Annotated in this window: 11 protein-coding genes, 28 tRNA genes and 1 pseudogene; 3 read left to right on the top strand and 37 right to left on the bottom strand. The window is 50.8% G+C overall.

Annotated features, from left to right (window positions below):
- Positions 1–29: 29 nt before the first annotated feature.
- From GCD22_RS07395 to GCD22_RS07340, 13 genes and pseudogenes are all read right to left on the bottom strand, one after another.
- Positions 30–1,622, bottom strand: a complete 1,593-nt coding sequence (locus GCD22_RS07395) for a Tn7-like element transposition protein TnsE (RefSeq protein ID WP_153940552.1) — start codon at positions 1,620–1,622, stop codon at positions 30–32.
- Complete coding sequence (locus tag GCD22_RS07390) at positions 1,597–2,682, bottom strand: TnsD family Tn7-like transposition protein (RefSeq protein ID WP_244947603.1); 1,086 nt, start codon at positions 2,680–2,682, stop codon at positions 1,597–1,599. Before GCD22_RS07390 ends, GCD22_RS07395 begins: the two co-directional genes overlap by 26 nt.
- A 9-nt stretch (positions 2,683–2,691) precedes the next feature.
- Positions 2,692–2,874: pseudogene (locus GCD22_RS18920) on the bottom strand (TniQ family protein); the annotation flags it as partial.
- Positions 2,875–2,943: 69 nt separating this feature from the next.
- Positions 2,944–4,176: an IS256 family transposase gene (locus tag GCD22_RS07385; protein ID WP_425321089.1), complete on the bottom strand. Its 1,233-nt coding sequence runs from the start codon at positions 4,174–4,176 to the stop codon at positions 2,944–2,946.
- A gap of 89 nt (positions 4,177–4,265) precedes the next feature.
- Positions 4,266–4,568 carry a TniQ family protein gene (locus GCD22_RS07380; RefSeq protein WP_211371695.1) on the bottom strand — a complete coding sequence of 101 codons (303 nt, stop codon included), beginning with the start codon at positions 4,566–4,568 and terminating at the stop codon, positions 4,266–4,268.
- A 5-nt stretch (positions 4,569–4,573) separates the two neighbouring features.
- Complete coding sequence (locus GCD22_RS07375) at positions 4,574–6,229, bottom strand: AAA family ATPase (RefSeq protein ID WP_153940549.1); 1,656 nt, start codon at positions 6,227–6,229, stop codon at positions 4,574–4,576.
- Positions 6,226–8,301 (bottom strand): TnsB C-terminal domain-containing protein, encoded by a 2,076-nt coding sequence (locus GCD22_RS07370; RefSeq protein WP_153940548.1) that lies wholly within the window; start codon positions 8,299–8,301, stop codon positions 6,226–6,228. Before GCD22_RS07370 ends, GCD22_RS07375 begins: the two co-directional genes overlap by 4 nt.
- On the bottom strand, positions 8,285–9,103 hold the full coding sequence (locus GCD22_RS07365; protein ID WP_153940547.1) for a TnsA endonuclease N-terminal domain-containing protein: 819 nt from the start codon (positions 9,101–9,103) through the stop codon (positions 8,285–8,287). The genes GCD22_RS07370 and GCD22_RS07365 overlap by 17 nt, the downstream gene beginning before the upstream one ends.
- 112 nt (positions 9,104–9,215) lie before the next feature.
- Positions 9,216–9,770 (bottom strand): HNH endonuclease, encoded by a 555-nt coding sequence (locus GCD22_RS07360; RefSeq protein WP_024894871.1) that lies wholly within the window; start codon positions 9,768–9,770, stop codon positions 9,216–9,218.
- Positions 9,771–9,861: 91 nt separating this feature from the next.
- Positions 9,862–9,938 (bottom strand) — tRNA-Arg (locus tag GCD22_RS07355).
- 4 nt (positions 9,939–9,942) lie between these two features.
- A tRNA-Arg gene (locus tag GCD22_RS07350) sits at positions 9,943–10,019 on the bottom strand.
- A gap of 1 nt (position 10,020) precedes the next feature.
- Positions 10,021–10,097, bottom strand: a tRNA-Arg gene (locus GCD22_RS07345).
- Between the two features lie 289 nt (positions 10,098–10,386).
- Positions 10,387–10,456 (bottom strand) — tRNA-Arg (locus GCD22_RS07340).
- Position 10,457: 1 nt separating this feature from the next.
- On the opposite strand from GCD22_RS07340, the gene GCD22_RS07335 reads away from it, so the two are divergent.
- Together GCD22_RS07335 and GCD22_RS07330 are read left to right on the top strand one after the other, a co-directional pair.
- Positions 10,458–10,796, top strand: a complete 339-nt coding sequence (locus GCD22_RS07335) for a hypothetical protein (RefSeq protein WP_024894872.1) — start codon at positions 10,458–10,460, stop codon at positions 10,794–10,796.
- Positions 10,786–11,007 (top strand): hypothetical protein, encoded by a 222-nt coding sequence (locus GCD22_RS07330; RefSeq protein WP_024894873.1) that lies wholly within the window; start codon positions 10,786–10,788, stop codon positions 11,005–11,007. The genes GCD22_RS07335 and GCD22_RS07330 overlap by 11 nt, the downstream gene beginning before the upstream one ends.
- A 124-nt stretch (positions 11,008–11,131) precedes the next feature.
- On the opposite strand, the gene GCD22_RS07325 is transcribed toward GCD22_RS07330, so the two are convergent.
- From GCD22_RS07325 to GCD22_RS07230, 20 genes are all read right to left on the bottom strand, one after another.
- Positions 11,132–11,207, bottom strand: a tRNA-Phe gene (locus tag GCD22_RS07325).
- Between the two features lie 6 nt (positions 11,208–11,213).
- Positions 11,214–11,297 (bottom strand) — tRNA-Leu (locus GCD22_RS07320).
- Between the two features lie 12 nt (positions 11,298–11,309).
- Positions 11,310–11,386: transfer RNA gene (locus tag GCD22_RS07315), tRNA-Glu, on the bottom strand.
- A gap of 6 nt (positions 11,387–11,392) precedes the next feature.
- Positions 11,393–11,467 (bottom strand) — tRNA-Glu (locus GCD22_RS07310).
- A 4-nt stretch (positions 11,468–11,471) separates the two neighbouring features.
- A tRNA-Arg gene (locus GCD22_RS07305) sits at positions 11,472–11,548 on the bottom strand.
- 1 nt (position 11,549) lies between these two features.
- Positions 11,550–11,624: transfer RNA gene (locus tag GCD22_RS07300), tRNA-Gly, on the bottom strand.
- A gap of 5 nt (positions 11,625–11,629) precedes the next feature.
- Positions 11,630–11,704: transfer RNA gene (locus GCD22_RS07295), tRNA-Val, on the bottom strand.
- A 2-nt stretch (positions 11,705–11,706) separates the two neighbouring features.
- Positions 11,707–11,779: transfer RNA gene (locus tag GCD22_RS07290), tRNA-Met, on the bottom strand.
- Between the two features lies 1 nt (position 11,780).
- Positions 11,781–11,855: transfer RNA gene (locus GCD22_RS07285), tRNA-Ile, on the bottom strand.
- Positions 11,856–11,889: 34 nt separating this feature from the next.
- Positions 11,890–11,965: transfer RNA gene (locus tag GCD22_RS07280), tRNA-Ile, on the bottom strand.
- 4 nt (positions 11,966–11,969) lie between these two features.
- A tRNA-Phe gene (locus GCD22_RS07275) sits at positions 11,970–12,044 on the bottom strand.
- 6 nt (positions 12,045–12,050) lie between these two features.
- A tRNA-Ser gene (locus tag GCD22_RS07270) sits at positions 12,051–12,140 on the bottom strand.
- 15 nt (positions 12,141–12,155) lie between these two features.
- Positions 12,156–12,229 (bottom strand) — tRNA-Gln (locus tag GCD22_RS07265).
- 25 nt (positions 12,230–12,254) lie between these two features.
- Positions 12,255–12,330 (bottom strand) — tRNA-Thr (locus GCD22_RS07260).
- Between the two features lie 233 nt (positions 12,331–12,563).
- Positions 12,564–12,652, bottom strand: a tRNA-Leu gene (locus tag GCD22_RS07255).
- A 1-nt stretch (position 12,653) separates the two neighbouring features.
- A tRNA-Thr gene (locus GCD22_RS07250) sits at positions 12,654–12,729 on the bottom strand.
- A 4-nt stretch (positions 12,730–12,733) separates the two neighbouring features.
- Positions 12,734–12,810 (bottom strand) — tRNA-Asp (locus GCD22_RS07245).
- Between the two features lie 17 nt (positions 12,811–12,827).
- Positions 12,828–12,903 (bottom strand) — tRNA-His (locus GCD22_RS07240).
- Positions 12,904–12,924: 21 nt separating this feature from the next.
- A tRNA-Gly gene (locus tag GCD22_RS07235) sits at positions 12,925–12,998 on the bottom strand.
- Between the two features lie 186 nt (positions 12,999–13,184).
- Positions 13,185–13,277 (bottom strand) — tRNA-Pro (locus GCD22_RS07230).
- A 192-nt stretch (positions 13,278–13,469) separates the two neighbouring features.
- Between GCD22_RS07230 and GCD22_RS07225 the strand changes: the two genes are divergently transcribed.
- Positions 13,470–14,678 (top strand): RNA-guided endonuclease InsQ/TnpB family protein, encoded by a 1,209-nt coding sequence (locus tag GCD22_RS07225; protein WP_153940546.1) that lies wholly within the window; start codon positions 13,470–13,472, stop codon positions 14,676–14,678.
- Positions 14,679–14,795: 117 nt separating this feature from the next.
- On the opposite strand, the gene GCD22_RS07220 is transcribed toward GCD22_RS07225, so the two are convergent.
- The 4 genes from GCD22_RS07220 to GCD22_RS07205 all read right to left on the bottom strand — a co-directional run bounded on the left by GCD22_RS07220 (position 14,796) and on the right by GCD22_RS07205 (position 15,542).
- Positions 14,796–14,885: transfer RNA gene (locus GCD22_RS07220), tRNA-Ser, on the bottom strand.
- Between the two features lie 6 nt (positions 14,886–14,891).
- Positions 14,892–14,968 (bottom strand) — tRNA-Pro (locus GCD22_RS07215).
- Between the two features lie 158 nt (positions 14,969–15,126).
- Positions 15,127–15,201, bottom strand: a tRNA-Asn gene (locus GCD22_RS07210).
- A 265-nt stretch (positions 15,202–15,466) separates the two neighbouring features.
- Positions 15,467–15,542 (bottom strand) — tRNA-Trp (locus GCD22_RS07205).
- Positions 15,543–15,607: the final 65 nt, after the last annotated feature.

Here is a 15,607-nt window from a genome sequence, read left to right as displayed (position 1 = left end):
CCCCGGAAAAACGGCATTGAGACTTCAGATTATTCCATATCCAAGTAAACTCTCTCTGCCCAACGCAGTATGGCGTCTTGATCCAAAAGCGATTTGTTTTCAGCCGAGGATATTGGATGAGTAACGCGCTTTCCTCCATTACCAAAGATTTTTTTTATAAATTTGCTTGGCCAGACTAAAGAACCCTTTATTAATCGTATTTCTAATTCTCGAATAGTCCGCTCCCAGTCAAACTGCATATCCTGCTGCCTCAAGAGCAGCGTTGATAAACTGTTTTTATTATCGGAAGTATCAACCTCCATCAATGCGTACACCTGGTCATCTTTTCTGATTATATGGAAGGTAAGATAACGCGGATTACCATCCGCAAGCATGTGTTTCGAGTATCCGTCAATAGCGGGAAGTTTTCTGGTCTCCCTATGGATATGGTGGCAATTTGACTTACTAACCAGTTGCAATATCATTGTATTAAAGGCTTTAAACTTGCCTACGTAGAAACCCGTGTCATCGCTCCTATCCCTGAGACCATCATAGTCTGCTGACGGTAGAATACCTTGTGTACTGGCTTCGTCAGTGCTCACCTGTAATCTCTTATTTTCTGGAAAGGCTGACTGAGTTCCTCCTTGTCCTCGGCCAGTGGCCTGACCTTTACCCTTGGCTATACGCGTGGTCTGAATGGGATTAACAAACTCAAATGTAACAGCGGGTGTTTCAATCCGGAATTCAGTTTTATCCGTTTTGGGTTCTTGTTCGTCATCGATTTCCAATTCCGGGCCTGATTGTAGGCCGGATAGAACAGCTCGGCCCTGGCCTGGTCGCTTCACGGCAAATCGGGGATCAACAAAATCGACGCTGGCGGGGCAATGACAAGTTAAATTGGAAACACCATGAATTTCATACACAAAAAAAGATTCCAGTTCCTGACGGTAGTGACCTCGAAGTGTCAGTGCAACACCGGCGAGTGGCGGCGGTTCAAACTGAAATTTCCACAGACGATACTTGTCTGTATCGTATCCGTTCTGCAGTTGGTAACGGGCAATACTTTCAAATGATTGCCGTGCATCATCATCCAGCAATATCCAGGCTAACGCCCGCCTTAACTCATGGTCTCCTCTGACATACAGTGGCAGAGTGCAGTTTGGCAAAATATTGATAAGCGCTCTGCTCAAGTTATCGATGCGCTGAACATCGAACTCATGCGAGAGTCCGCCGGGAATTAATGCTAAACGTGTTATATAGGCATGATGAAAAAACAATGCTCGCGCCAATTCAAGCTGGGGAAGATAATACCGTGTTCCGCCAAATTCAAAATTAAAACACCATTGCCGCCCATCCCCCTGCCGACTCACCACGGGAATCGGACAGGCATCGATAGGTTCCGTAAGCCAAAGGCGCGTATTTTCTATCACTACACGTTTCAGGAATCCGGCAGGCAGTGGTTGTTCGGTTGCATTCACCACTCTGCGTCTAGCTAAAGTCGGAATTTGAGAAACACCCACATGTTGTTTCTTCTGCCCAGGCTCCAGTTTAACATTGATATGCCAACCAGAATCGTCATGACGGCGGAATAAAGAACCAATCTCCCGAATAACGCTATTATTTTCTACCCCTTTTAACTTCATATTCTGTACTCCGACACACTAAAACTTCCAAATATTGTCTGGCAGGTCCTGTCATTCGTTCTTCACTTAATCCCGCGTTTCGCAGCAATCGCCACCTCGGTGGTGACTCAAACAGATTTCGCAACTCCGCATAGGCATTTTGCAAACGTCGGATCTGGTACTGCGAGATGCTTTCCGAATTAACTGCCAGAAACGCCGAAGTACGTGGCATTTGATGAAGGTTCTTTTCAAGAGTCGAAAAATTGCCGAGAAGCCGAAGATAGCAGGTTTTTGAGCGTCTGGGCCCTTGTTCGTTTGCCTTCAAAAAGGTAGCCAGTTGTCGAAGTGCTTGCAGATATTCCCGGTCCCGTTTGTCCCAATCGATGCGTGGTACGTTAGTATTTGTCTTACCTTCTGCATGACGATAATTTATGTCCAATAGCCAGTCACGATGATTTCGATAAAGCCGGGCATACAGGGCTGATGCAGTTTTTCTGGCTTTCTGGGGTGGATGGGAGGACAACAATTCGCGCCAGACCTCCTGATCTGGCGTTTGGCTGCTGGACTTTTGTATAGCCACCTGAACTTGCGAGGACTTTTCGCAGATTGGCGTCCTGCTTACCTCATTGAGCACGTCATCTATCCGCCAGTGACGACCCAACAGCGCCTGGTGAACCACAATATGCTGAAGATAATTGAAACTTTTCCGATGCTTGCGGAAGATTGCTTTCAGCCAGTCTGATTCATCGGCAAACGAAGAACGTGGCATCAGACGATTTCTGGTTAACCAAGTAGCGGGCCAAGCCATTAGTACCCTATCTCTTATCGACGCGTGGTCAATTTGCGCTTTTCCTCGGGAGAGGCACAGACGGCAAGCAAGGTTACGGTAGTACGCTGCCCATTGCTCTAAACTTGGGGACACTTGGGTAGGTCGGGCCAACAACTGACGCACCTGAGTTGCTACCCAGTCAGAATTCCTCATTCCCTTTTGCTGTTTAATAAAATGACAATATTCAGGTGCGGCAGCGATAAAACGATGCCTTTCAATCAGTGGGCGAGCTATCTGCGTATCCTTCAACATGCCATGTTCGGGGCACGATTCCACACCGGCGACCTGCCATTCTCTCAGCCAAAAATACTCACCATATTGTTCACGCTGAGCGGTTACGCAACCTGGACAGTATCGGATAAAACGTGGTGACTTAATGCGAGAGGCAACAACCCCCAATACCAGATGTACGGCTCCCTGAGTTCCTTGATGCAACCTCCTCATGCACTGACGCCGTCGATCCTCTGAAAGAGCTATAGTCAAATCTGGTGTATAAGCATTTTCTGACATAGATCAGGCGGCGGTCTGTTGATCATCCGGCAGGGTTAGGTTAGCCGGTATGCCATCGATAAATTTCACCCCTGCAAAAAGCTGCAGGACTTTCTCTGGAGCATAAATCCCAATCCAGCGTTTTTCAGCCTGCTGCAGCATCTTGAAACCCAATCCCAGAAAGCTGCTGCGTGATACACAGTTCTTCGTCCGGGTAGTCCGGTGGCGTACCGTAGCGAAGGTGGACTCAATGGCATTGGTGGTCCGGATATGCCGCCAGTGTTCGGCCGGAAAATCATAGAAAGCGAGTAATTCAGCCCGATCTTTTTCCAGTTTAGCCACAGCCTTGGGATACTTTGCCTGGTAATTGCGCACAAACACGTCCAGTGCTTTTTCCGCAGCCTGGCGATTGGCGGCCATCCAGATTTCCTGCAACGCTGCCTTGGCTTTGCTCTGTTGGGCTTTGGGAAGTTCGTTGAGAATGTTGGCGGTCTTATGCACCCAGCAGCGTTGCTGACCCGTTTCGGGATAGGCTTCATCCAGTGCGGCCCAAAACCCCATGGCACCATCCCCAATGGCGAGCAAAGGGGCCGTCTCCAGACCGCGCGCCTGCAGGTCACGCAGGATCTCCAGCCAGGAAGCTTTGGATTCGCGCAGGCCGTCACTGACACTGACCAGCTCTTTCTTGCCCTCTGCCGTCACGCCGATAATCACCAGCAGGCAGATACGCGGATCCTCCTCCGCACGGAGGTTCGTATAAATACCGTCTACCCACCAGTAAGCATAGCGCTTTCCCTGTAGGGAGCGGTGTTGCCAATGGGCATACTCTTGCGCCCACTCCGCCTTGAGACGTCCCAACACCGCAGGTGAAAGTCCCTTGGCCTCATCACCCAGCAAAATGGAAAGGGCTTCCTGCATGTGGCCGGAAGACACCCCATGCAGATAGAGCCAAGGTACTGTAGCGGCTACCGTTCGTGATTTGCGTACATACGGAGGCGCCAGTACCGAATTGAATTTGATCCCCGATCCTGAGCGGTCCCGCACCTTGGGTACTTTGACGGGTACCGGACCCAGAGCGGTCATGATCTCGCGCTCCGGCAGATGCCCATTACGCACGACCGCCTGACGCCCATCAACCATCCGCACCGTCGCAAATTCTTCCAGCAATACCGCCACCTCTGCCTCTATGGCCTGCTCAATCAGAGCGCGTGCCGCGCGTCGAAGTATCCCTTCAATGCCCAGACCCAACTCTCCCATCCCACCTGCTATTACGGTATTCTTTTCCACGGCGTACTCCTTATGTTGCTCTTTGAGTCGGAAACCCTTTGTAGCAACAGTACGCCACCTCATTCAAGCCAGTTGTAATGCGCCCGTACACCACTTTCGAGCATAGCTCCCTCTGAAATAAAAGGGGCATAAAGCGGAAATAAGGTATGGCTATAGATGAGTTTCTCAGGCGTATATTCACCAGGAAGCCAGCGTGAGACCGTTGCGAGATGGCTCGGTAAGTCTATCGTTGCAATAACACTACGAGATTCGAAGACTTCATCCAACAGTTGCTTGGGGCTAGTATGACCTAGCCGAACACCCGCTCTTGCGACGGTGCTATACAGCAATTCCTCTGCATAAGGTATAGGAAAATTCAACACAACCATCACCCAAAGGAATTGATCCAGTTCTCGGCATCGAAAAGCAAACCTTCGCGACTCAGTGATTCTAGGAAGGCTTCCTCATTGGCGGACTGCGAAAATAAAAAACGCAAATCGTTTGAGTCCAGGGTATGCCAATCAGCTTTTTTCATCGCCTTCATTTTCGGCTTTGATGATGCTGTCTTTTCTATCTCTGCGCTCTGATACCAAGAGAGAATCAGCGGCATAAGATCCTTCATCACAAGTCCCGGGTGATTTTCAAAAGCCCTATTGATCAGAGGTTCAAGCAACTCAGAGACATACCCCATATCGACCAGCATATTGTGTAATCGAATGGCTTGTTCATTTCCCCCATACTTGACGGCAGTATCAATGCGTTCCTGATTGGAACGCAGCAGATGGCCCAGTTCGAGTATTTTTCTATCCACGTCGGGAATGGTCAGGTCGGAGTAACGGGCTATTTTTGTGACATCACCGGACCGCAATGCATCAATCATAGGATGGATGGGCTTTAGCTCATCCTGATAAACTTTTCTCATCAAGCTCTGGGTAATGCGTTCAACGCCTGTGACAACAGCCCGGATTTGTGACAGAACAAATAGCTTGATGACGACATCCATAATGCCTTGAGAAAGATCATACCAGGTATCACGAATTTCATCGGTCACATCGGGTGATGCTTTGGTCAGCCACTGATATTTCCACAAACGGTTGGTGAAGGCTCCCCATTCGGTCCGTGATATTACCTGATCGCCTGAAGGCTTGCTCAATGGCTCCCACAGAATTGCACCAAAACCTGCACCGCGACGCGCGGATCGCAGGTCCAGCTCAAAGACAGATCTGGCTTTTGGTGTCCCCACCATGACAACCGGGACTGAAATTTCATTCACCAGAGTGACGAAAAAATTGAGCATACGCTCTGCACCACCGGAATGCTTAACACTCAAATGCTGGATTTCATCAATCACCAACAGGCCAATCGCGTGCGTATTAGCAATATGCGCCATTACCGCAATCAGGGTTTCCACACTGTGCCGTTTTTCTACATAGCGGCGTACGTAATTGGTGGCGAGCACCGCGTCGATTTCACGAAAAAAATTATGACAAAGGCTTTTCAGGGAACCGTCATGCGGGCAGTCAATTTTGAGGAAAACAATCTGAGTGAAGTTGTACGTTTCGTGATAGATCAATTGCGGATAGGTGGCCAAAATACGATTCAACGAACTTGTCTTGCCTGACCCGGAACAGCCAATGAAAGCCAGGCTCTTAGCCGTGGACTCCACATGCTCGAACCGGAAAACGGCTAAATCACCCTGCATGACACGCTCATAACCATTCTGGATGTGAGCATTCAGCTCGCCAGTCGCCAGATTTCTGCCAACATACCCTTGCCGAAGCATGACCGATAATTTCGACTCCAGCTCGATGTGACGGGATAGCGGCTGGAAAAAATTATCGAGTAATTGGGAGATAACATGAATGCGGGTCGGACCATCAAGATAAATATCCGTTGGTCGAAACGCAATTTGGCCTGATAACCCCTCCTTTAACTGACGCCTGTCCAAGATCGGCGGCAGCGCTTCAATGAGTGGATTTCCTTGGTATTGACTGATCCCGGTATCCTTGTAAATCGCCTGAACCATACCTTTGGGTAGTGTCATATATCATCTCCAAACAGATCATCCAGAAAATCTGGGAAAGCAACATTTTCGGGTTGTTCAGTCAAATACCTGACCTCTGCTTTGGGTTTCGGCTTTGTTGATTGGCTATCCACACGTCGTTGCTGGCGTTCCTGCTCACGGGCATCCCGGCGGTTTTGGTTGATGCCAGCCAAAGTTTCTGTTTTCGATTCGCCAAAGGAAGAAGGACGTAATTTTTCCGCTCGTTGGATCGTTTCCTGAATCACGTTTTCCAGCACTCTTTTACTTTCTGCCTCCTCTAATTTAGCTGTCGCTGTTGATTTTCGTTGTTGCTGCTGACTATCCCAGAGCTCCCACATCGTTCGCCCCCTGAATTCCCTTGAGCGATCGGTGAGCGAGCATTCCCAATAATCCGATTTGGATACATCAGGGAAGACATAAATGATATCGGCTACTGAAGGATCGTAAGCGGCCACAAATGAGCCGGGCCGCTGTCGCCCGCTTCTATGTAACCAACCGGATGCCAGCAACTCATTACAGGTGTAATAGGCACCAAAGCACCGAATACCAAAATCGGAAAGCGTCGCCTTTTGACGCGGCAGCATTGCCAGCCTCAACGCCGCCTCAGACGTGTTACGCAGTCGTCCACTGCGATTTTGAATACCCCAGCGCCAGATATTGAGGGGCACCGGAGCGAGGGTGTCGGGCATATCCGGATCGCGATCATATTTGACCAATACCGAACTCTGGTTGCGATGCAGAATGGAGCCGATAATGATTTTAGTGAAATCTGCCAAGGTGAGTGTTGCGTCCAATCGATAATCTTTCCCGCCCCGCTTCTTAATGATGGTGCCCGCAACTACTCCTGGCGCAAATGGTTTGAAGTCCGCTTGAATGGTCCGGAAGTGCCGTTCAACGATACCCTTCGCATCCCCACGATACGGCGGCGTATTCTCAATTCGGACTCCAAAGGACTGCTCCAGGTATTCAATCTGATGACCAAGCAGTTCTCCACGATCTGCCAAAATGGCGTCCGGTAGCCCCATGGATGGCCAATCTTCTGGTTCTATGTCATAGCCGAAAGAATGGCATAGCTGAGACTTATCAGTCATGGCCGTCACCAGTGCCAACATGGCGGTAACATAAGAGGGATTTTCAAGCCCCACATAAAAACCGGCGATCAATCTGCTGTAAACATCGACAACTACATACAAGGTTGGTCGGCCAATGATCTTTTGTCGGTCAGCGGAGAGCAGATAAATATCTGCAATAGTAGCGTCGATTTCGTATCGCGCACCAGGACCGTGAACTTCGGCTGTAGCTGTTCCCTGTAACGGCCTGATGTCCTTCTGATACTCGATCTTATTGACCCTCAGACGGATACGTTCAGGCTGGACATATTCACGTTCATAGAAATATCGCAGTTGGGCGACGGTCGGGAAATTCTCTTTCGATATATCCGGGTGAGCTGTTTCGAACATATCCTCGAAGCGCCGATGAGCATAAGGCAGAGAATGGCTTTTTTCAGTCAGATAATGCCGATCAAGCACAATGCGAAACATGCGTTCAATGCTGTCATCTATTATTGCCCCCGTACCGTGCGCTATACGTCTCGGACGCCCTAATTTTTTCTTCGTGGCTGTTCTTTTTTTTCCGCGCCCACCTGACTTATAATAATCTGGCAAGAGTGCGTTTGGTATGCAACCTCGCTGCCAATATTGGCGAAGATAGGCATATATTGTTTTTTTAGCCGTCCCGGAGTCATTTGCGATCTGCTGAACCAGTGCGCCTCGGCCACTTCGAAAACAGATGTCCGGCTGATGTATTAAAGGCTCGATAATCGCGAAACGTTTGTCGCGGGTTTGCTGTGCTCCCGAGCCATGCTCCGGAAGCTGAACTGCAAGATGCGAAAAGGGATCGTCAATTTTTTTTAGTGCCTCAGCATGGATAAGCTCATCTACTTCCGCCAGTGAAATCCGTTCCGGCAAAGACTTATCGGAGTCGATCTTAATCCAAGTGTATCGAATTTTCGATACATCAAGAATGCGATACCGGGTTCCTTCGAATGTTACGACATCATTGATTCGCAACATAAGAGTTCCTCAGTGAATCGAGATCTGAAGATGCTTGTAGATCTCCAACAGCCAGCTTTGACCAAGGTTTTCTGAGGTCGAACAAGAAAACTCTCAGAGCTAAAAGCGAGCGGATCCTTTGCAAGGACTCTCCTGGAGACAGTGCATAAGCTTGATCAAGCATCATTGCAGCCTGAGAAATCTGTAACATCGGATGCTTTGTAAAGAAGCCTAAATAAATTGGTGTCATATTCAGAGTATTTTCGATCTCATCCAGAACCAGTTGGGCGGGATACAGCCAGGCAATGTTCTTGGTGACGGTCTTGGGTATTTGTTTTTCCGTCAGCAGATACCACGGAACTCCCTTTAATTCCCAATATTGTCGTTCAAGTTCCAGTTTTTCTATGGTTCTAGGGTTGCAAAGATCTGAAGAGGTTTTTACCTGAATAGCCATTCTTGGAAGTTCTGGTTTATTGGTATCCACTAGAAAATCCGTGGACATGATCTGAACTTGTCCTCGTACTTCCGGATGGCGAATCTGTGCTTGCGTGGCAAGCTCACTGGTATCCTCTAAGCGGAGAGGATATTGCTCGCGGATATCAGCGACAGATGGATTCCAGTCAAATAGAAAAAAAGCCGCCAGTTCGAGATCCGACAGCAGATGGTGGGTCCGTTGAGTCTGGACTCCCCAGATTCTATGAGACCGTCCTGCAGAAGGCAGGTCTCTGACAGTCAACCAGGGTTGGTAATCTTTTCCTGAGCCCCTTCCCCGACCTTGTTTAATCCATTTCTGCGAACGGTGGTCAAGGGGTAAGCAGGTCAAGATCCGTACCTCCAACTCTGAACATAAGTATACGGAGGAAAGTTACCATCTTTATTTGTAAGTTACCAACTTTATTTCGTTGTTACCAACTTTATTTGCATCCTACACTTTTTTAAGCCTGCAGCTTGTTGAATCCAGACCGTAAAAAATCCATTTGATCGGCCAGAATGTTTCGACCTGTCAGATACAGATATTCGTACGGATTGGGCGTGTAGGGCACTGCCAGCAACTTCATCCCGGCCTGCTCGGGAGTTCTGGCTCCCTTGTGATTGTTGCAACGCTTGCAGGCGGATACGACATTGGTCCAGGTGTCCTTGCCCCCTCTGGACGATGGGATAACGTGGTCACGGGTCAGGTGATGGTCGCTGAAAGGTTTGCCGCAGTACAGGCACAGGTGCCCATCGCGCCGGAACAGGGACGGATTGGTGAGCGATGGGGCTCGCCACTGATTGCGTGTGGCATGCTGTACGCCATGAATAGCAATGACGGGATGGATATCCATGTACGAAAGCAACCCAGTGAGGCGGTTGCGGCCACCATGCAAAATTCGGAATGGTTCACCGATGGTCCAGGCCACCATGCCCTTGGCGTAATAACAGGCCGCTTCTTCGTGGTGAATCCAATGCAGAGGGTTACCAGCGCTGTCCAATCGAAGTATGGCTGCCACGTTTCACCTCCTTAGCAAGAGGGGATGCCGTCGTGACAGGCGGGCATCCCGTTGTGTAATTCCTTTGAGTAACCTGATGAAAAATGAAAATTGGTGCCCTTGGCCGGAGTCGAACCGACAACCCTTCGCATAGGAGGCGAACGCTCTATCCCGTTGAGCTACAGGGGCGAATTGGCGCGGTGGGCAGGACTCGAACCTGCGACACTTCGCTTAGAAGGCGAATGCTCTATCCAGCTGAGCTACAACCGCATGGTGCCTCTTGGAAGGTTCGAACTCCCGACCATCCGGTTCGAAGCCGGATGCTCTGGTCCACTGAGCTAAAGGGGCAAGGGGAGATTGATGTGTCATTTGCAAGCATTTTAGATTTAAATGGTTTAATAAACAATCGATTACCTAGCATTGGCCCCTAAAGCCCCGTTTTGGGGCATTATTTTCTGTAATTCATATCGCAATCAACGTGTTGCATGTTGGCCCCTCGCGGTATTTCAGTATGATGGAGCAGGACGTGCGAGTCGAACGCTGATCGGGCTTATGCGCCATCACCCAACACCTCTCCCGAGCTTTCACGCCCGGACGCTTTCCGTAAGCTATTCCTGCAAAACTGGTCAATGATGGGGACCCGCAGCCGGACTCGAACCAGCAACTGCTTACGCAAACATCGTGTCTTCCCATTCCACCATGCGGGTCATGAAAAAATTCAAAACGGATTCGCACACAACCAAGATGCGGACAATGGCATTGGGCCTCAACCGGTCAGAACGCCATTCAGGTTTTGTGGTCTACATCAATGTGTATTCGATTCTGGAGGTTCTGATGAAATTGGAAAAACAGTCCAACGGTGGTTTTCGGCTCATTATGAGCAAATCTGAGGCTGATAAGGTTTCAGATGTCTTACTCAAAAAAGCGGGGGAGTTGAATCGCTCCACACTGGATTTAGCCTATCTCACTGCGGAAGCGGTGCTTTCCATGGAGAATACATTCCGCCAACCGAAGTCCTTTTATCAAGGAGCATCCCATGCAGGTTAACGTCAAAGATCAAACCGTTGTGGCGACGATGACGGAACGGGAAGCTGGAAAAATCATCGAATCACTCTCCAGTATTGCCTCCCTGCCGAAAGAACTTGCACCACTTAAAGACCTGTTTGATGGCATTTCTGTACCGGCTGCACGTCGTGGTGAACTGCGGCATGAGTGGGGTGATCCCCTGGACATGGATCCCGATATTGGTCCTGCATGATTGGGTTGGGCCGTGGACTTGAACCATCCTGGCCCAGGCCTGGGTCTTGCGGCTTCGCACGCGGCGACACCCAAGGCCGCCAGCAACTCCCACGGGCTTTCATGGAGTACGCATAGAAAAAAATTGGCGCAGCGAGCAAGAATCGAACTTGCGACACCCGGCTCTTCAGACCGGTGCTCTACCAACTGAGCTATCGCTGCATGATTTGGTACCCTGGGCCGGATTTGAACCGGCACACCTTTCGGCATCTGGTTCTGAACCAGGTGTGTCTGCCATTCCACCATCAGGGCTATATACAGAATTGGTGCTCCCAGCGGGATTTGAACCCGCGTTTCCGGCTTGAAAGGCCGGCCGCCTAGACCGCTAGCTGGATGAGAGCATGGTTTGGTGCTCCCAGCGGGAGTCGAACCCGCCTCACAAGGTTGAGAACCTTGGGGCCTGACCGATAGCCGATAGAAGCGTGTTGGTGCCCATAGCAGGAGTCGAACCCGCGACCTCACAGTTCGTAGCCGTGCGCTCTGTCCAACTGAGCTATATGGGCGTGGAGCGGGAAACGAGGCTCGAACTCGCGACCCCAACCTTGGCAAGGTTGTGCTCTACCACTGAGCTATTCCCGCAAAAATGGTGCGTTCTGTAGGGATCGAACCTACGACATTCGCCGTGTAAAGACGACGCTCTACCGCTGAGCTAAGAACGCGGAGGACAATGCCAGAATCGAACTGGCGACCTGCGGATTATGACCCCGCCGCTCTCCCAACTGAGCTAATTGTCCTTGGTGCATCGGGGTGGAATCGAACCACCGACCTTTCGATTATCGGTCGAATGCTCTACCGCTGAGCTAACGATGCGTTAAAAATGGCCTTATTATCGTTACCTAAATTATGGTGGAACCGGAAGGACTCGAACCTTCGACCACCTGGTTATGAGCCAGACGCTCTACACTCTGAGCTACAGTTCCAAAATGGAGCACGATGCCGGAATCGAACCGACCTAAGCAGGTTTTTAACCTACCACCTCACCACATCAGACTATCGTGCAAAAATTGGCGGAAAAGGTGAGATTCGAACTCACGGACCGTTAAGACGACCTTCCGGGTTCAGGCCGGACGCATTAAACCACTCTGCCACTTTTCCGAAGCCTTTCAAAATTGGTTCAGGGTCGTGGACTCGAACCACGGTTCGCGGCGTCAAAGGCCGCTGTCCTACCATTAGACGAACCCTGAATAATCAAAAAAATCTCTCAAATTTTGGTGCCGGATCGCAGAATCGAACTGCGGACCTGACGCTTACGGGGCGTCTGCTCTTCCGTCTGAGCTAATCCGGCCTTGACTACAAAAGCGACTCGGAAAAAGATCCGCAAAATTCTTTCCGTGTCGCTCTCCAGTATGGGTTTCACGACCGCGATGTTTCACCTTGCGCGTGTACTTCGTGCGGTCCCGCTGCGCGTAGGTCGGCATTACCCCTATTCGCCGCTTGTGCTTTTCCGGTCGAATGACCAGCGTTTCCTTTTTCATGGTGAATCTCCTTGAGTGCTTGCTGATTGTGCATCAACTGAAATGGTCCCCCTCATAGGGCTCGAACCTATATGCCAATTATGCGGCGCCTGGTTCTTAACCAGGTGTGTCTACCACTTCCACCAGTGGGGGTTGGAGCCGATTGTCGGAGTCGAACCGACGACCCTCCGCTTACAAAGCGGACGCTCTGACCTCTGAGCTAAACCGGCAAATTGGCGATCCATGCCGGGCTTGAACCGGCGACCTCCCGCGTGACAGGCGGGAGGTCTGATCAACTGAGCTCATGGACCTGAAATTAAAAAGGCTTTGGGGTGGCTGACGAGGCTCGAACTCGCGACAACTGGAATCACAATCCAGGGCTCTGCCAACTGAGCTACAACCACCACAAAACATTCTTTTTTAAGTGGAGCGGAATACGAGAATCGAACTCGTTTGGCTGGCTTGGGAAGCCAGTGCGCAACCAATGTGCCAATCCCGCGTAGTGGTCAATTATCGATGAAGCTGTTTGTCCCATTGTTTCAATATGGGTTCAGCTACGCTTCTCGCCTGGCGAATCAATGCTCGCATGGCGCTTAAAGTCTCGCGCAATTCTTGATCTGTATAGGAACGGGACGGAAAAACACGGTTGATCTTCACGATAATCTCCTCTCAAGAAAAGTGAAATTGGTCGGGACGGCGGGATTTGAACCCTTGCAGTGCGCAACCCGCGACAACTCGGTTCCGAACCGAGTACGCTACCAGGCTGCGCTACGCCCCTTAAATGGTGGAGTTGGCAAGGATTTGAACCTGCGTGTTCCAGAGGAAATCCGATTTACCAAAAAGCGCGAAAAGCCCCGGCGTTCAGGCCGGGGATGGATAGCGCGGCGGCGAGACGGCTCAACGCCGTTGAAGCCGTCTGCCTACCGATAAATTTTGCCAGTCAATGACTATCACTGTATAATTATACACCATGCTGATTCGCAAAGCCGTGCGCTACCGTCTCGAAACCACTCCGGAGCAGGAAAATCTTCTGGCCCGTGCGGTCGGCTGCGTGCGCTTCGTCTGGAACCGAGCGCTGGCCGTGCAGAAGAGCTATCTCGATCATCATTGCGGCACCCTGAATTATGCCGGCCTGTGCGAACTACTCACGTCTTGGCGCAATTCGGAAGCCTTTGGGTTTCTCGCAGAATCCCCGTCGATGCCGCAACAGCAGACGCTCAGATATCTGACGCAGGCGTTGAAAGAGGCATTCAATAAGAACTCAGCTAAAAACTTCCCAAATTTCAAAAAGAAGTTCGTCCACGACAGCATGCGCTACCCGGAACCGGGCCATATTCACTTTGATCTGAATCCCGTTGATCGGGATGGCCGCAAGGTGCTCCCCAAAATCTTCCTGCCATGTATTGGCTGGGTGAAATTTCGCAAATCCTGCATCATTGGCGGCGAAATCCGCAATGTCACCGTCAGCAGGGCTGGTGGTCACTGGTATGTCGCCATACAGACCGAGAAAGAAGTGCCGGACCCCGTGCATCCCTCCACTACAGCGGTCGGTGGCGACCGGGGAGTAGCAAACCTGCTTACATTGTCCGATGGCACCATGTTTCTGCCAGTAACCGCCTATCGGGATTTGCAGAAGAAACTAGCGCGGGAGCAAAGAAAGCTCGCGCACAAAGTGAAGTATTCGGCCAACTGGAAGAAACAGAAGGCCAAAATCACGCGATTGCACCAGCGTATCGCGGAAATGCGGAAAAACGTGCTCCATCAGGTCAGCACCACCATCAGCAAAAACCACGCGGTCGTGGTGCTGGAAGACCTGAAAGTGCGGAACATGACGGCATCCGCAAAGGGTACCGTGGATAAACCCGGACGCAATATCCGGCAGAAATCAGGATTGAACAAATCCATCCTTGATCAGGGATGGGGCCTACTCAAACGGATACTGGACTACAAGCTCCAATGGGCCGGTGGCATGCTATTTTTGGTGAATCCGGCCTATACCTCGCAAACCTGTTCGGTTTGCGGGGTGGTGGATGCCGGGAATCGCCCCCATCAGGCGGTATTCCATTGCCTGCACTGTGGGCATGAAGCACATGCCGACGTAAATGCGGCACAGAACATCCTCGCAAGAGGATTGCAGTCAACGGCGGGGCACGCCGGGGTAGCCTGTTCTCCAAAGTAGCGGAGAGAAGCGGCTGATGTAGGGCCGCTGCTGGCAGGAAGGAATCCTCGTCCTTCAGGGCGAGGAGGAAGTCAAAGTCGGATGGTTTCGGCCACTCACCCACAACTCCATAGAAAATGGCGGAAGATGCAGGACTCGAACCTGCAAAACCCCTTTCGGGATCGCCGGATTAGCAGTCCGGTTCCTTACCAATTCGGTCAATCTTCCAAAAAATGGTCGGAATAGCAGGATTCGAACCTGCGATCTCATGGCCCCAAACCAAGCGCCTTACCAGACTAGGCTATATTCCGAAGTGCCGGTTTTTCGGGCGAAACCGGCAAAACGCAAGGTTTAAGCGCGGGCGGTACTCCCCCAAAGACCTTCCTCCCGCATGTCTCTGGTTTGGCTGAGGGGTTCGGCGGGACTGGCCGAAATGAACCCATCTACCCTGATGGCAACCTCAAGCGATTGGCTGGGGCAGCAGGGCTCGAACCTGCGACGAACCGATTAACAGTCGGTCATTCTACCGCTGAATTACACCCCAAAATGCCCGGTAGGTGTTTTCCATGAAAAACACCACGGCGGGACCACCGATATTCGAATACCGCCCGGCAATATGGTCCGTTCGCGTGTATCCAGAATGGGCGCCGTTGCAGAATTCCGTGGATGGACGATTTTTTAGAAGGCCCTACCAGTCGGGGCAACGGCATTGAATGGGTAGCGGAATTCCGGCTCGAACGGCGTCTCCTGGCGTATGAAGCCAAGCTAAGCGTAAGACCAGTCTATTTTCCCGCTCAAAAATAAAAAAATGGCACCGGCACAGGGATTTGAACCCCGATATCTGGTTTTGGAGACCAGCGCTCTACCAGATTGAGCTATACCGGCAAAGTGTATCGCACACAAAAATCTGTGCGATATCTGCACACCATAGCCCTGCAGGTTCTCTCCAC

The sequence above is a fragment of the Acidithiobacillus thiooxidans ATCC 19377 genome (genome assembly GCF_009662475.1).
Lineage (GTDB): Bacteria > Pseudomonadota > Gammaproteobacteria > Acidithiobacillales > Acidithiobacillaceae > Acidithiobacillus > Acidithiobacillus thiooxidans.
The sequence above is the reverse complement of the archived record's forward strand: the minus strand, read 5'-3'. Positions and strand labels throughout refer to the sequence as shown.

Bases quoted from the DNA above. Each gene is read 5' to 3' on its own strand.
- GCD22_RS07395 (WP_153940552.1), bottom strand. From the start codon at position 1,622: ATGAAGTTAAAAGGGGTAGAAAATAATAGCGTTATTCGGGAGATTGGT.
- GCD22_RS07370 (WP_153940548.1), bottom strand. From the start codon at position 8,301: ATGTTGCGAATCAATGATGTCGTAACATTCGAAGGAACCCGGTATCGC.
- GCD22_RS07335 (WP_024894872.1), top strand. From the start codon at position 10,458: ATGAAAAAATTCAAAACGGATTCGCACACAACCAAGATGCGGACAATG.
- GCD22_RS07390 (WP_244947603.1), bottom strand. From the start codon at position 2,682: ATGTTGAAGGATACGCAGATAGCTCGCCCACTGATTGAAAGGCATCGT.
- GCD22_RS07385 (WP_425321089.1), bottom strand. From the start codon at position 4,176: ATGGGAGAGTTGGGTCTGGGCATTGAAGGGATACTTCGACGCGCGGCA.
- GCD22_RS07375 (WP_153940549.1), bottom strand. From the start codon at position 6,229: ATGACACTACCCAAAGGTATGGTTCAGGCGATTTACAAGGATACCGGG.
- GCD22_RS07330 (WP_024894873.1), top strand. From the start codon at position 10,786: ATGCAGGTTAACGTCAAAGATCAAACCGTTGTGGCGACGATGACGGAA.
- GCD22_RS07225 (WP_153940546.1), top strand. From the start codon at position 13,470: ATGCTGATTCGCAAAGCCGTGCGCTACCGTCTCGAAACCACTCCGGAG.